Annotated in this window: 12 protein-coding genes and 1 tRNA gene; 4 read left to right on the top strand and 9 right to left on the bottom strand. The window is 44.2% G+C overall.

The window, feature by feature from the left end:
• Positions 1-41 precede the first annotated feature (41 nt).
• The 3 genes from NXR94_RS03375 to NXR94_RS03365 all read left to right on the top strand — a co-directional run bounded on the left by NXR94_RS03375 (position 42) and on the right by NXR94_RS03365 (position 5,026).
• A complete protein-coding gene (locus NXR94_RS03375; protein WP_258103161.1) occupies positions 42-1,907 on the top strand; it encodes a 2-oxoacid:acceptor oxidoreductase subunit alpha in 1,866 nt (621 codons plus the stop codon).
• The gene (locus tag NXR94_RS03370; RefSeq protein ID WP_258103160.1) at positions 1,897-2,934 is read left to right on the top strand and encodes a 2-oxoacid:ferredoxin oxidoreductase subunit beta; all 1,038 of its coding nucleotides are present in this window, start codon (positions 1,897-1,899) and stop codon (positions 2,932-2,934) included. Before NXR94_RS03375 ends, NXR94_RS03370 begins: the two co-directional genes overlap by 11 nt.
• Positions 2,935-3,124: 190 nt before the next feature.
• Entirely contained in the window at positions 3,125-5,026 is a 1,902-nt protein-coding gene (locus NXR94_RS03365) for a DUF4139 domain-containing protein (protein ID WP_258103159.1), read from the top strand.
• A gap of 103 nt (positions 5,027-5,129) precedes the next feature.
• On the opposite strand, the gene NXR94_RS03360 is transcribed toward NXR94_RS03365, so the two are convergent.
• From NXR94_RS03360 to NXR94_RS03325, 8 genes are all read right to left on the bottom strand, one after another.
• Complete coding sequence (locus tag NXR94_RS03360; protein WP_258103158.1) at positions 5,130-5,567, bottom strand: hypothetical protein; 438 nt, start codon at positions 5,565-5,567, stop codon at positions 5,130-5,132.
• Complete coding sequence (locus NXR94_RS03355) at positions 5,564-6,151, bottom strand: GNAT family N-acetyltransferase (RefSeq protein ID WP_258103157.1); 588 nt, start codon at positions 6,149-6,151, stop codon at positions 5,564-5,566. The genes NXR94_RS03360 and NXR94_RS03355 overlap by 4 nt, the downstream gene beginning before the upstream one ends.
• A gap of 3 nt (positions 6,152-6,154) precedes the next feature.
• Positions 6,155-7,321 carry an AIR synthase-related protein gene (locus tag NXR94_RS03350; RefSeq protein WP_258103156.1) on the bottom strand — a complete coding sequence of 389 codons (1,167 nt, stop codon included), beginning with the start codon at positions 7,319-7,321 and terminating at the stop codon, positions 6,155-6,157.
• 63 nt (positions 7,322-7,384) lie between these two features.
• The gene (locus tag NXR94_RS03345; RefSeq protein WP_258103155.1) at positions 7,385-9,400 is read right to left on the bottom strand and encodes an OmpA family protein; all 2,016 of its coding nucleotides are present in this window, start codon (positions 9,398-9,400) and stop codon (positions 7,385-7,387) included.
• A gap of 76 nt (positions 9,401-9,476) precedes the next feature.
• Positions 9,477-9,965, bottom strand: a complete 489-nt coding sequence (locus tag NXR94_RS03340) for a hypothetical protein (protein ID WP_258103154.1) — start codon at positions 9,963-9,965, stop codon at positions 9,477-9,479.
• A gap of 55 nt (positions 9,966-10,020) precedes the next feature.
• Positions 10,021-10,788 carry a (Fe-S)-binding protein gene (locus NXR94_RS03335; protein ID WP_258103153.1) on the bottom strand — a complete coding sequence of 256 codons (768 nt, stop codon included), beginning with the start codon at positions 10,786-10,788 and terminating at the stop codon, positions 10,021-10,023.
• A 23-nt stretch (positions 10,789-10,811) separates the two neighbouring features.
• The gene (locus NXR94_RS03330) at positions 10,812-11,402 is read right to left on the bottom strand and encodes a DUF1287 domain-containing protein (RefSeq protein WP_258103152.1); all 591 of its coding nucleotides are present in this window, start codon (positions 11,400-11,402) and stop codon (positions 10,812-10,814) included.
• Positions 11,399-12,724, bottom strand: coding sequence for a (Fe-S)-binding protein (locus NXR94_RS03325; protein ID WP_258103151.1), 1,326 nt, complete (start codon positions 12,722-12,724; stop codon positions 11,399-11,401). Before NXR94_RS03325 ends, NXR94_RS03330 begins: the two co-directional genes overlap by 4 nt.
• Before the next feature lie 87 nt (positions 12,725-12,811).
• Between NXR94_RS03325 and NXR94_RS03320 the strand changes: the two genes are divergently transcribed.
• Positions 12,812-12,884: transfer RNA gene (locus tag NXR94_RS03320), tRNA-Phe, on the top strand.
• Here NXR94_RS03320 and NXR94_RS03315 read toward each other — a convergent pair.
• A complete protein-coding gene (locus tag NXR94_RS03315) occupies positions 12,876-13,172 on the bottom strand; it encodes a hypothetical protein (RefSeq protein WP_258103150.1) in 297 nt (98 codons plus the stop codon). The two genes, NXR94_RS03320 and NXR94_RS03315, sit on opposite strands and share 9 nt — an antisense overlap.
• Positions 13,173-13,349: the final 177 nt, after the last annotated feature.

Genomic DNA, 13,349 nt, shown 5'->3' with positions numbered 1-13,349 from the left:
TTTTTATTCAGTAAATTATTACTTGTAAAAACACCCCAAAAATGATGAAAACCGCTGTTGAAGAATCCAAAAGCGAAGTAGTCGTCCTATTTGCCGGAGATTCCGGTGACGGCATTCAATTTACTGGCGGGCAGTTCACTGAAACTGTTGAGCTATTCGGTAACGACATCACCACATTCCCCAACTTTCCTGCTGAAATACGAGCACCACAGGGTACGCTTTCCGGCGTGTCCGGCTTTCAATTGCAGTTCGGATCGGTAGAAGTATTTACCCCGGGAGATCAATATGATGTGCTGGTTGTGATGAATGCCGCTGCCCTCAAAGTCAATATTGACAACCTTAAAAGAGGTGGGATTATTATTGCCAACTCGAGTGGCTTTGACTCCAAAAACCTCAAACTCGCTAAATACCTCGATGGTGAAAACCCGCTGACCGATCATAGCCTGGACGGCTTTGAGGTACACGCCATGGATATCACGAAATTGACGCGAGAAGCCTTGAAAGATTCCGGCCTTTCCGTGAAAGAGGTAGATCGATGTAAAAACATGTTCGTGCTGGGTTTCATCTATTGGATGTTCAATCAAAGCGTGGACAACACGGTTAAATTCATAGGTAAGAAATTTGCAAAACACCCGGAGGTAGTAGATGCCAATATTAAAGCATTAAAAACCGGCTACCATTACGGAGATACCAGTGAAACTTTCACGACAAGGTTTAAGATCAAGTCTGCCAGCCTTCCTCCTGGTAAATACCGAAACATGAACGGAAATAAAGGGCTATCGCTGGGATTAATAGCAGCTACACATCTAAGTGACCTGAATCTGTTCTATGCCAGCTATCCCATTACCCCCGCTTCTGACATCCTGCATGAGCTCTCTCAGCATAAGGACATGGGAGTAAAGACCTTCCAGGCCGAAGATGAGATCGCAGCAGTTTGTGCGGCGATTGGTGCATCCTTCGGAGGGGCATTAGGGGTGACGGCTTCCTCTGGACCAGGTATCGCCCTTAAAGGGGAAGCGCTGGGACTGGCAACCATTCTGGAGATACCGCTTGTATGTATTAATGTTCAACGAGGTGGCCCCTCTACCGGGCTCCCTACCAAAACAGAGCAAGCAGACCTGTTTCAGGCTATGTATGGTCGAAACGGGGAGGCGCCGATGGTAGTACTCGCAACCTCCTCGCCCGGAGATTGCTTTGAAACGGCTTATGAAGCATGCCGAATTGCGGTTGAGCACATGACTCCTGTGCTACTCCTATCGGATGGGTACATCGCCAATGGGGCCGAGCCCTGGGCATTCCCTCAATCGAAGGACCTGAAGCCAATAGAACTACGTCAAGCTACCGAACAGGACAAAGATGAAAATGGTCAATTCCTGCCTTATAGACGAGACATGAAGCTCGTCAGACCATGGGTGGTTCCAGGTACTAAAGGATTTGAACACCGCATCGGTGGTTTAGAAAAAGAAGTAGAGACCGGAAATGTTTCGTACGATCCGGCCAATCACCAACGTATGGTTGAGTTGCGAGCAGACAAAATCACCACGATCGCCGATTATATCCCAAGTCAATTATTCGATTCGGGTGATGAAAACTGCGATATTCTGGTGATCGGTTGGGGCTCAACGTTTGGAGCTATCGAAACAGCGATAAGAGACCTCAAATGGCAGGGCATGAACGTAGCTCATATCCACCTGAGATATCTCAATCCTTTCCCGGCTAACCTAGGACAGATCATTAGCAACTTCGACAAGATCATTGTCCCGGAAATCAACAATGGGCAGCTGTCAGCGATCCTGCGACAGCATTTCGATTGCAACATCATCCCATTAAACAAAATGAAAGGACTGCCTTTTCAGGTTACAGAAATAAAAGAATGCATCTTAAACGAATTGGAACATGGACACTAAGGAAACAAAAACGAATGGAGCCCTGACTTCAAAAGATTTCATGACCGATCAGGAAATCCGATGGTGCCCTGGCTGCGGTGATTACTCCATCCTGAAACAGGTGCAAACGGTTCTTCCAACATTGGGAATCCCAAAAGAAAACATTGTTTTCATTTCCGGTATCGGATGTTCTTCGAGGTATCCCTACTATATGAATACCTATGGCATGCATAGCATTCACGGACGCGCTGCGGCCATTGCCAGTGGGCTTAAAGCGGCAAGACCGGATCTGGATGTCTGGATCATTACAGGAGATGGAGACTCATTGTCGATAGGAGGAAATCATCTGATCCACTTACTCAGAAGAAATTTTAATGTGAATATCCTTTTGTTCAACAATGAAATTTACGGTTTGACCAAAGGCCAGTATTCTCCTACTTCCCCAAGAGGAAAGATCACAAAATCTACTCCTTATGGTTCGGTAGATCATCCTTTCAACCCAATCATGCTGGCATTGGGTGCACAAGGAACTTATGTAGCCAGAACGGTTGATCGAAATCCCCAACATTTAAGAGATACCATAACTGCTGCGCATCAACATAACGGATCAAGTTTTATAGAGATCTATCAAAACTGTAATGTGTTCAATGACAAAGCATTTGAACGTTTTACCGACAAGGGTAGCAAAGATGATAATGCCATCTACATGGAACCCAACCAACCATTACTCTTTGGAGAAAACCTATCCAAGGGTATCCGACTGGATGGTTTCAAACCGGAAGTAGTGGAAATAGGGGAAAAATTTGCCGCAGACGATTGCTGGGTACATGATCCTACGGATAAGATCAAGGCGAGCATCCTAGCAAACTTCTTTGATTATGGTGATGAGCTTTCGGGGCTACCTCGCCCTTTTGGGGTGTTCTACCAGACGGAGAGATATACTTATGAAAGTATGATGGAAGAACAAATCAAAGAGGCTCAAACCAGGAAAAAAACAAAGCTGGATGCTTTGCTCAGTGGTGAGCATTTCTGGGAGGTCAAAGCATAATACACAGACCTCTTTTATTATTTTGAGTTTTCATGAAAGTTCCCCAATAATGGCCTGATCCAGTGATCAGGCCTTATTTTTGATACCTAATCAGTCGAATATATTTCAGCAGCAGTTTATCTGGTAAAAAATATTTCTCTCCCTATTATGGAATTCATGTCGGACTTGCATCTCATCAATAAAAAACGACATGAAATACCTCACACTTTTTGCCTTACTTTTCGCTCAACAGGTTTTTTCACAAACTTTTACGGAGCGCGATCTTAACACCTCCATAAAAGAGGTAACTGTATACCTTCAAGGTGGGTTGGTTTCCAGGAATGGAAAGGCTGAGATCTACCCGGGTAAGTCCACACTAAAAATGTCCGGACTTTCTCCCCACATTGATGAGAAAAGCATCCAGGTCAAAGCCAATGGAAACTTTACGGTACTCTCTGTCAATCATAAGCTCAGTTATCTCAATCAGCTCAAGATGGATGAACGTATTGAAAAGCTAAATGCTACCATAGAGTCAATCGATTACGAAATTTCCAACCACAATTCCCGACTGGAAATCCTGAAAGAAAAACAAAGCTTACTCAATGAAAACAAGAAACTCAGCGGAGAGTCATCCGGTGTATCCGTGATTCAGTTAAAACAGGCCATAGACTTTTATGACAGGGAGCTTAGCGCCATCAAAAAAGAAGAGATTGACACCCGCATCAAAATCAGGGAACTTCAGGAAGGTAGAACGCAAATCTCTCAGGAAATCGCTGACACCAGGAATAAAGACCATCTACCTACCGGAGAAATAGAAATCAGGATAGAGTCTAAACAGAGGACCAGCGGAGAATTCAAAATCACCTACCTGGTAGCCAACACCGGATGGTATCCTAAATATGATGTGAGGGTGGTCAATGTTGAAAAGCCACTGGAGCTTACTTACAAAGCTGATGTTTATCAAAATACCGGGGTGAATTGGGATAACGTGAAACTCAAATTATCCAATGGTAACCCGAACCAAACAGGAGTCGCTCCTCAACTTCGTCCATGGTATCTGAATTACGCCAGAAATGCTATGATCAATCGCAACACCTATGGAGTAATGTCAGGAAGAGTAGGAACAGTCTATGGTCGGGTAACAGACGAAACCGGCCAGCCGCTGCCTGGTGCAACTGTTCATGTGAAGGGGACTACAGTCGGCGCCGTCACCGACCTCAATGGAAATTATTCTATCACTTTACCAAATAATGCTTCTTCCCTACAAATTTCCTTTGTGGGATATCTAAGCCAGAGTCTCCCTATTAACTCAAACAATATCAGCACCACCCTTCATCCAGATGTGCAATCTCTCGATGAGGTAGTGGTAGTTGGTTACGGTGAACAGTCTAAAACCCCATCTATGAGAATTCGTGGTGCAAGGAGCATGGCTCAGGCGCAAGAGTATGAATATGAGGCGTATGAACCAGTTGCTGATATGGTTGCAACCACGACCATCGAAAATCAAACAACCGTGGAATTTGAGGTCGATGAGCCCTATTCTATCAAATCAAACGGCGAGAAGCTGACCGTAGATCTCAACAACTACGAAATAGAGACTCAATATGAATATTTCGCGGTTCCTAAGCTGGACAAAGATGCTTTCCTCATCGCCCGTATTGTGAACTGGAACCAGTACAACCTATTGGAGGGCGAGGCCAACCTGTACTTTGAAGATACTTATGTCGGTAGATCGATTCTCGATGCCAGATCACTAGATGACACATTAAATATCTCACTTGGCCGTGATAAAAGCATCGTGATAGGCAGAACGAAAGTAGATGACTTCTCCAAACGTAGAACCATCGGCAGTAACAAGGTAGAGAGCAGGGGTTTTGAAATCATGGTAAGAAACAAAAAGTCTCAAGGCATCAAACTCACATTGTTCGATCAGATTCCTATAGCTGCCATCAGTGATATCACGGTCACTCCAACCGAACTATCAAAAGGAAAGATCAACGATCATAATGGAGAATTAACCTGGGAGCTCGAACTGAAACCACAGCAACAGACCAAACTCAATTTGAGTTACGAGGTCAAATACCCTAAATACGAAAAAGTTGTTCTGGAATAAGGCTTGTGTGTGAGGTGTTGAATGTAGTGCGCACGTCTCTGACGTGTGCACATTTTTTTGCCCAAAATACTGTGGAATGCAGCAGCCAGATTAACCTATTGAGCTAATTCTTAATCTTCACTTTTTGTTTAAGGTATTTTACCACCTTATCGTACTCGGTATTTTCCCGGTTTGAGAGTTTAAGGATCTTCTTCTTGTCATAGAGAATTTTCACCTCTCTAAAATCACCATTTTTGGTATTGACTACCTCCTCACGCCAGCCCATCACCTCCTTAACCGGTATGACAGTTCTCATCCGGGTAACCAGAAATAACACTTCTATTTTGCCATCTCCGAGGCTCACTCTTTTAAGACTGCTCAGGAATTTTCCCATCACCAAAAGACCAATGACCAGCACAATTGGAGTAAGAATCAATTTGATAATAAAATAGTCTGCAGAGCTCAAAAGACTATCCAACAACATAAAGAACACGGCAAAAATGACAATAAGAAAGACAGCTAGCGCAAAAGCCGTGTTACGTTTTGGTTTGGAAACAATCATGAATAATTGGCAATTCGTTCCTTCAGGCCTTGCTTCACATCAGGCCATTCATCTTTTAATATGCTATAATAAACGGTATCCCTGCGACGACCATTCTGAACGATACGGTTGCTGCGCATTATACCGTCCAGCTTAGCTCCAAGCTTCTCAATAGCCCTTCGCGAACGGGTGTTAAGCACATCCGTTTTATACTCGACACGCTCATAACCCAGTCTTTCAAAGGCGTAGGTCATTAGCAGGAGTTTACAATTAGGGTTAACCTCAGTGCCGTGGAATGGGGCTCCATACCAGGTTCCACCGATCTCCAAAACAAGATTAGGCTCATCCACATTGAGATAGCAACTGAGCCCGATTGGTTCATTTATCTTTTTGTAATTCACCAGAAAAGGATACCATTTCCCCTCCTGGCTCATCATTACGCGGTCCTCCATCCATTTTTCGAATAAACTATCCTCCCAAAGGTCCCAGGGAAACCCTGTCCACAGGTTCTTATTACGGCTGTATTTGAGTAGCTTGTTCCAATCTCCGGATTGAAGCGGAGTGAGTCTCACCACTCCATTCTCCAGGATTTCTATGGGTAGCATGCTTTAGAAATAGTTGTAAGTTCCGGATGGTGCAACGATCTCGACTTCTTTTCTTTCAGCAGCTTCTACCCTTCCCACAACTTTAGCATCAATACCAAACGACTCAGAAATATCAATCACCGTCTGAGCAAAAGCCTCAGGAAGATACACCTCATACCGATGACCCATATTGAAAACCTGGTACATCTCCTTCCAGTCTGTACCACTTTCAGCATGTATTAATTTAAAGAGTGGTGGAATGTCGAAAAGATTGTTCTTAATCACCTTGAGGTCTTTGATAAAGTGAAGCACCTTAGTCTGGGCACCTCCACTACAATGTACCATTCCATGGATTTGACCAGTCAGTTCTTCTAGTAGCTTTTTAACAACCGGCGCATAAGTTCTGGTAGGACTTAGTACCAGCTTACCGGCATCAAGCGGACTGCCCTCCACAGAATCAGTTAACTTTTTTGTCCCCGAAAAAATCAGTTCCTCGTTAACCCCGGGGTCATAAGCCTCAGGATATTTTTCTCTATACTCCTTGTCAAATACATCGTGTCGGGCTGAGGTCAACCCATTACTACCCATACCGCCATTGTATTCGGACTCATAGGTAGCTTCTCCATAAGATGATAAACCGACTATAACATCTCCCGGACGAATACCATCATTGCTAATGACATCTGATCTTTTCATTCTGGCTGTAACCGTACTGTCCACAATTACGGTTCTCACCAGATCACCAACATCAGCCGTTTCACCGCCAGTGGAGATGATATCTATCCCCTGATCACGCAACATTTGGAGCACTTCTTCAGTACCATTAATTATGGCTGCGATCACCTCTCCGGGAATCAGGTTTTTGTTTCTCCCAATCGTCGATGAGAGTAAAATATTTTCTGTACAACCCACACAAAGCAGGTCATCCGTGTTCATGATCACGGCATCCTGAGCGATCCCTCTCCACACGGACAGGTCTCCGGTTTCTTTCCAGTACATGTAGGCCAATGAGGATTTGGTACCGGCACCATCCGCATGCATGATATTGCAGTAGTTTTCGTCCTTGGTAAGCAAGTCCGGAACGATCTTGCAAAAGGCCTGAGGGAATAGTCCCTTGTCTATGTTTTTGATGGCAGCATGTACCTCATCCTTGGTTGCTGAAACGCCACGTTGTGCATATCGATCACTCATGGGCGCAAAACTAATGAATCGGAAGTCTTTAGGACGTGAAAGTGTAGATTTAGAAGCAATCCTTCAATCAAAAAAACGATCATATTCATCGGATTCACCATCGTCCTGGATCACAGTACCTTCTTCAATTGGGACAAACCCTTCTTCCTGATCATATTCCGGTTCCCGTCGAGGGTTGTAACGTAAAACCTTAAACTCCGTACGGCGATTTACCTGGTGCTCATCTTCGTTTCGAGCATTTTGAATGATCAGCTTGGTTTCACCGTAGCCCTTCGCGGTGATCCGTTCAGGTGTAACACCATTCCGAATCATATACTGTACTGCCGAGCGGGCCCTTCTGAAGGACAGATCCATGTTGTAATCATCATCAGCCCGTGCATCCGTATGAGAGCCCAATTCCACATAAATCTCAGGGTTGTCATTCATGATCTCAACCAGACTATCAAGCACAATAGCAGCATCAGGACGAATATTAGCCTTGTCCAGATCATAATATATGTTGTTAAGCACAATCGGTTTTTCAATGACGATGCGCTCCATCATAATCTTTGATTCGAAATTCACATTGGTGATGAAATCTGTAAGCGTTGTTCTGTCTACAGATTTTCCCATCGTGGAGAATGGTTGACGGGTAGTGAAATAGTCCGTCTTCTCTCCTATTAAATCATAATTTTCCTCGGCATAAACCCTGAACTTAAACACTCCATCTTCACCGGTAAAGGATTCTTCTACGACTTCTCCGTTTTCTGAAACAAGGGCCACTTTCGTGTTAGGCAAAATGATCTCTTTGCCTCCATTGTCTGTCGTCACGGTCACTCCTTCGAGGTAATAATTGACAATTTTCAGGTCAGGGTCATCATTAACAAAGGTATAGATGTCATCGTCCCCTTTTCCACCAGGGCGATTAGAAGTAAAAAACCCACGTGTCAGGTCGAATTGGTACAGGCCAAAATCATCGGATTCGGAGTTCATCGGTTCCCCAAGATTTTGAACTTTTACCTTCCCTCTTTCTCTCGATGCCACAAATAGATCCAGGTTTCCAAAACCTGCATGGCCATCGGAAGAAAAATAGAGCTTACCATCTCCTCCTACAAAAGGAAATACCTCTTCCCCCGAAGTATTGATTTGTGGCCCCAGGTTCTTTACATCTACCCAGCGACCTCTTCGATTTAGCTGAGCAGAATAAATATCCGCTCCTCCAAAACCTCCTTCACGCGTAGATGAAAAGTAAAGCGTATTGCCATCCGGCGTAAGCGCCGGCGTAGAGTCCCACGCATCAGGATCGTTGATGCTCAAAGGTCGTGGTTCCAACCATTGGCCGTTCCTAAACCTGGTAAAATACAGGTTAACCTCAGTGTTCCCCGTAGCCTTACCAGTATTTCCTTTGGCGAAGATGATAGAATTGCCATCTGGGGAAATTGCCACTGATCCTTCGTTCGTATCCTCATTGTTAATCATTGGATCCAAAAGCTGCAACGTCTGCATATTCACATTTGCCCCCCTTGTCTTCACGCTAAAAATATCCGTAAATGGAGTCCCTGTCACCAGGTAGATTTTTTGACTCAGACGATTAGAAGTAAAGTAGAGAAGCCCATTTTTATAAACCGGTGAATATTCGGCCCTGGGGGTATTAAGTTCCTCCAGATTTTTGATTCTAAAATAGTTTGGTGTTTCCTCGATGACCTGTAGGTCACTTAAGTTATCCAGTTCATACTGTGCCAATTCCCTAAAACGTCTGTCCGCTACAGCACGAGTGACATAATTTTCCAGTACCTCCTGAGCCTCATCATAGAGTTGGTTTGCCTTCAGGGATTTCGCATAATAGTAAGGGAGAGACTCTTCAGAAGAATGCGCCTTCATGGCCGCTGAGTAATAGGGTCCCGCTACTTTCAGCCGATTGGATTTTCGATAGGCCTCGGCTATCTGGAAATTGATTACCGGATCCTCCTCAGTTAGCTTTTTTTCGTACAAAGCAATTGCTCTGTCAAACTCCCCTTTGTCGAAACTTTTTTGAGCCTGTTTCAATACGCAAGACTGAACCAGCAGTAGCAAAGAGACAAGAAAAATGGGGTATCTCATGGATGGAAACTCATGTTTTATCTAAAACGGAAGATAAACATAAATGATTATTGGCAAGATGGAAAAAAAGAGAATATCAGGAGAAAAAACGCTTCATCCAGCTGTCCTTCGCCTTTTGTTTCCAGTTTTGCTTCCAATCTCCGAGACTTTGTACAGAATTATTGAAAACAACTGATTCTTGTCCGATCACGCCGGACTGGACATTTTCCTTGATGGCATTAAAAGGAAACATCTGTATCCGTTCATTGGACTCTACTGCAATTTGAGTTCGGTCCAAAAGACTCAGACCAAATTCCTGCTCCATACTTCGGATTAAACCTACAGAAGAATCGATGCTACATCCACTTGCGCCGTGTCTGGACTCATCTACGGCAATCACAATAAATTGATCATAGGCTATAACGAACGTAGCATCAAGGTCCTGTCCATGTGCGGCCCACTGATTAACAAATCTTTGAAGCTGCATTTCTATCTGCACTTTTTCTTCAGGTATAAATGGTCTGGTCGACTGGTATACCCATAGTCGGGCATTATCCGACATCTGTTCGAGCGTCTGTGTAATCATGATACAAATTTAGTCCTTAATTCTGAGCACTTTAGATGGCTTATGTCATTCTTAATCACAAACCTTTTGCTTCAGCAATGAGTTCCGCTAGGTCTTTAACTTTTACCACAGATTCCTGCTCCTTATTTTTCACACCATCAGACATCATGGTCATGCAAAAAGGACATCCGACTGCAATAGTCGATGCACCGGTTGCTAATGCCTCTTCAGTTCTTTCAATATTGATTTCCTTGTTTCCGGGTTCTGCATCTTTGAACATCTGTCCTCCTCCTGCACCACAACACAATCCCTTGGTCTTGCAGCGTTTCATCTCCACCAACTCCGCATCCAGAGCTTGCAATACAGATCTTGGAGCTTCATAAACCCCGTTAGACCGGCCCAGGTAACATGAGTCATGAAACGTGATTTTCTTACCCTTGAATTCACCTCCATTCTTCAGCACAACCTTACCATCGTCAATTAGCTGCTGCAAAAACTGTGAGTGATGCACCACTTCATAATTCCCGCCAAGTTCCGGGTATTCATTTTTTATAGTATTGAAACAATGTGGGCAGGCTGTTACAATCTTTTTGATACCATAACCATCCAGCACCTGGATATTGGCCATTGCCTGCATCTGAAATAAGAATTCATTGCCAGCCCGACGAGCAGGATCCCCGGTGCAGGTCTCCTCCGGACCCAAAACAGCAAATTTCACCCCTACATGATTAAGAATTTTCACAAAGGCTTTGGTGACGGCCTTGTACCGGTCATCGAATGACCCTGCACAACCAACCCAAAACAAGACTTCCGGAACTTCCCCGGCAGCTGTCAGCTCAGCCATAGTTGGTATTTTTAATTCATCAGTCATTGCAAATCATTTTGGTAAGCGTAATGTCCTATTATTTGGTAACTGAACAGGCAGTCCGATAGCTCCTGCCCGTTCCCTATGTTGTGCACTATCAGATAGCGCTCCTGATCCGATGATTTTTTGTCTACCACAATCCCAATGTGGGTGATGGAACCTCCAAGATTCCAGCAAACCAGATCACCCGGCCTATAATCATTTGGATCATCCGTCATCGGCAAGGATTTTCCCCTTCTTTCAAAAAACTTCATCAGGTTAGGCACCCTGCGATGGTCAATATTGGTATCAGTGCCCGATAAGCCCCATATTTTTGGATAAAGGTGGAAGTTGACCTTCATGTCCTCATGCACCTCCTGCTGTAAGTCAATACCTAGTTTACGATAAGCTCGTATGATCACATCCGTACATACACCCTTGCCTTCAGGCACATCCCCGTTCGGGTACGAGATTGAAAAATAGGATGGATCGTAGGTTACGCGATCGTTAGTAAGTTCCAGGGCCGCCATAGACAGACGGGTAGTAAAGTCTCCCTGAGCCTGGAGGGTGGTTACAAAAAGATAAGTCGTTATAATCCAAATGGTCTTTTTCATTCACCTGAGTTTTTATCCAACATTTCATCCGCCCATTTAAAGCGATCGGTGGGAGCAAATTTCCAGGGTGCAAAATTCGTCTCCACGTTGGAAAACATCGAATTCCAGCTAGCAGGTGCACCCGACTCCTCCATGGCCACGTACCTCCTTAATTGTAGTATGATTTCAACCGGACTAATATTTACCGGACAGGCTTCCACGCAGGCATTACATGTTGTGCAGGCGTTGATCTCTTCTTTGGTGATATAATCTCCCAGTAATGATTTGCCATCATCAGTACTTCCGGCATTTGCTCCAACTTCTTCCGCGCGATCCCTCGTGTCCATCATTATCTTCCGGGGGGAAAGAGATTTGCCGGTAATATTTGCCGGACACTCCGAAGTACACCGTCCGCACTCCGTACAGGCATAAGCATCCATCAGATTCTTCCAGGTGAGGTCATTTACATCTTTGGCTCCAAACTTCATCCCTTCAGCCGGTGGAGCAGGATCACCCTCTACAGGTACCCCAAGCATCATTTTCACCTCATTGGTAATCTCTGGCATGTTATCCATTTTCCCTTTAGGCTCCAACCTGCTGTAATAGGTATTCGGGAAGGCCATGAAAATGTGCAAATGCTTGGAATAAGTCACGTAAAGAGCAAATGCAAAAATTCCAACAATATGAAGCCACCAGGCGGCCCGCTCGGCCACCAGGAGCATATTATCCGAATAGCTTTGAAAGAATGGTACCAGCATCGAACTGATAAGAAATGATCCGGTCTGAGTATAATGGGGCACTCCTCTTGATTGTAGTACCTGATCCGCAGCATTCATTTTTAGAATGGCGACCATCAGGGCGATCTCAATGATCAGGATCAGGTTAGCGTCTAAAGCCGGCCAACCCTTCATCTCAATTTTGTGAAAGCGATCCAACTTCAAGATATTCCTTCTAATCAAAAAGACCACACAGCTCACCAATACCAGCACTGCCAATATTTCAAAAAATGAGATAAGGAATGTGTAAAACCCTCCCATAAATGCTGCAAACAGCCGGTGCGTACCTAGCAGTCCATCCAGAATTATTTCCAGCACCTCCAAATTGATGAGAATGAAGCCTGCGTAGATCATAAAATGCAGCGTTGCCGGCACCCATCGTTTAAACATCTTTTTCTGACCAAAGGCTACCAGTCCCATCGTTTTCCATCTTGCTGTAGATTGATCACTATAGTCCGCACTTCTGCCCAAAAGTATATTTGCCTTGATACGGGCTACCCTTCGATATATCAGGAAGGTAAAGACCCCTAAAATCAGAACAAAAATGAGCTGAGGAATAAGGTTCATAGCATGTTGTTTAATCAATGAATATTTTATCCAAAAATATTTTTGCGGGTCTCATAGAATTCTCTACTTTTGCCCCCTCTTAACCACGGTGCTGTAGCTCAGTTGGTAGAGCATCGGACTGAAAATCCGTGAGTCGGTGGTTCGAATCCACTCAGCACCACCTTTTAAAGCCACTTCTTTTGGAGTGGCTTTTTTTACGCCCAATCCACACATTTTCAAAATCCGTGAGTCGGTGGGTGGGACGCCACTCCGATCGAATCCACTCAGCACCACCTTTTAAAGCCACTTCTTTTGGAGTGGCTTTTTTTACGCCCAATCCACACATTTTCAAAATCCATGAGTCGGTGGGTAGCACGCCTCTACTTTTCAAAAGCCTCAAAAAGCCACAATTCATCCCGCCATCATTTCTAATCACTAATATATCATTTTTCTCAAAAATAGTATGCATGCATACTATTTAATGGTCGTCGTTCAGGCATTATCTATGAAATTATTGTCAATCACTCGAACTTGCAGCTAAAATCTACCCTTTAGCAGGTATTTTCCCAAATTAGCTGTCAATTTGACCCTTCCTTGTTTGCAGTCAGCGCCATTCTTTTCTTAAATTGAAAATCAAACTCAACTC

The sequence above is a fragment of the Marinoscillum sp. MHG1-6 genome (genome assembly GCF_024714475.1).
Lineage (GTDB): Bacteria > Bacteroidota > Bacteroidia > Cytophagales > Cyclobacteriaceae > JAMZMI01.
Note: the sequence above shows the minus strand (reverse complement) of the source record. Positions and strands in the feature narration are given on the sequence as shown.

Bases quoted from the DNA above. Each gene is read 5' to 3' on its own strand.
- NXR94_RS03375 (WP_258103161.1), top strand. From the start codon at position 42: ATGATGAAAACCGCTGTTGAAGAATCCAAAAGCGAAGTAGTCGTCCTA.
- NXR94_RS03370 (WP_258103160.1), top strand. From the start codon at position 1,897: ATGGACACTAAGGAAACAAAAACGAATGGAGCCCTGACTTCAAAAGAT.
- NXR94_RS03365 (WP_258103159.1), top strand. From the start codon at position 3,125: ATGAAATACCTCACACTTTTTGCCTTACTTTTCGCTCAACAGGTTTTT.
- NXR94_RS03360 (WP_258103158.1), bottom strand. From the start codon at position 5,567: ATGATTGTTTCCAAACCAAAACGTAACACGGCTTTTGCGCTAGCTGTC.
- NXR94_RS03355 (WP_258103157.1), bottom strand. From the start codon at position 6,151: ATGCTACCCATAGAAATCCTGGAGAATGGAGTGGTGAGACTCACTCCG.
- NXR94_RS03350 (WP_258103156.1), bottom strand. From the start codon at position 7,321: ATGAGTGATCGATATGCACAACGTGGCGTTTCAGCAACCAAGGATGAG.
- NXR94_RS03345 (WP_258103155.1), bottom strand. From the start codon at position 9,400: ATGAGATACCCCATTTTTCTTGTCTCTTTGCTACTGCTGGTTCAGTCT.
- NXR94_RS03340 (WP_258103154.1), bottom strand. From the start codon at position 9,965: ATGATTACACAGACGCTCGAACAGATGTCGGATAATGCCCGACTATGG.
- NXR94_RS03335 (WP_258103153.1), bottom strand. From the start codon at position 10,788: ATGGCTGAGCTGACAGCTGCCGGGGAAGTTCCGGAAGTCTTGTTTTGG.
- NXR94_RS03330 (WP_258103152.1), bottom strand. From the start codon at position 11,402: ATGAAAAAGACCATTTGGATTATAACGACTTATCTTTTTGTAACCACC.
- NXR94_RS03325 (WP_258103151.1), bottom strand. From the start codon at position 12,724: ATGAACCTTATTCCTCAGCTCATTTTTGTTCTGATTTTAGGGGTCTTT.
- NXR94_RS03315 (WP_258103150.1), bottom strand. From the start codon at position 13,172: ATGCATACTATTTTTGAGAAAAATGATATATTAGTGATTAGAAATGAT.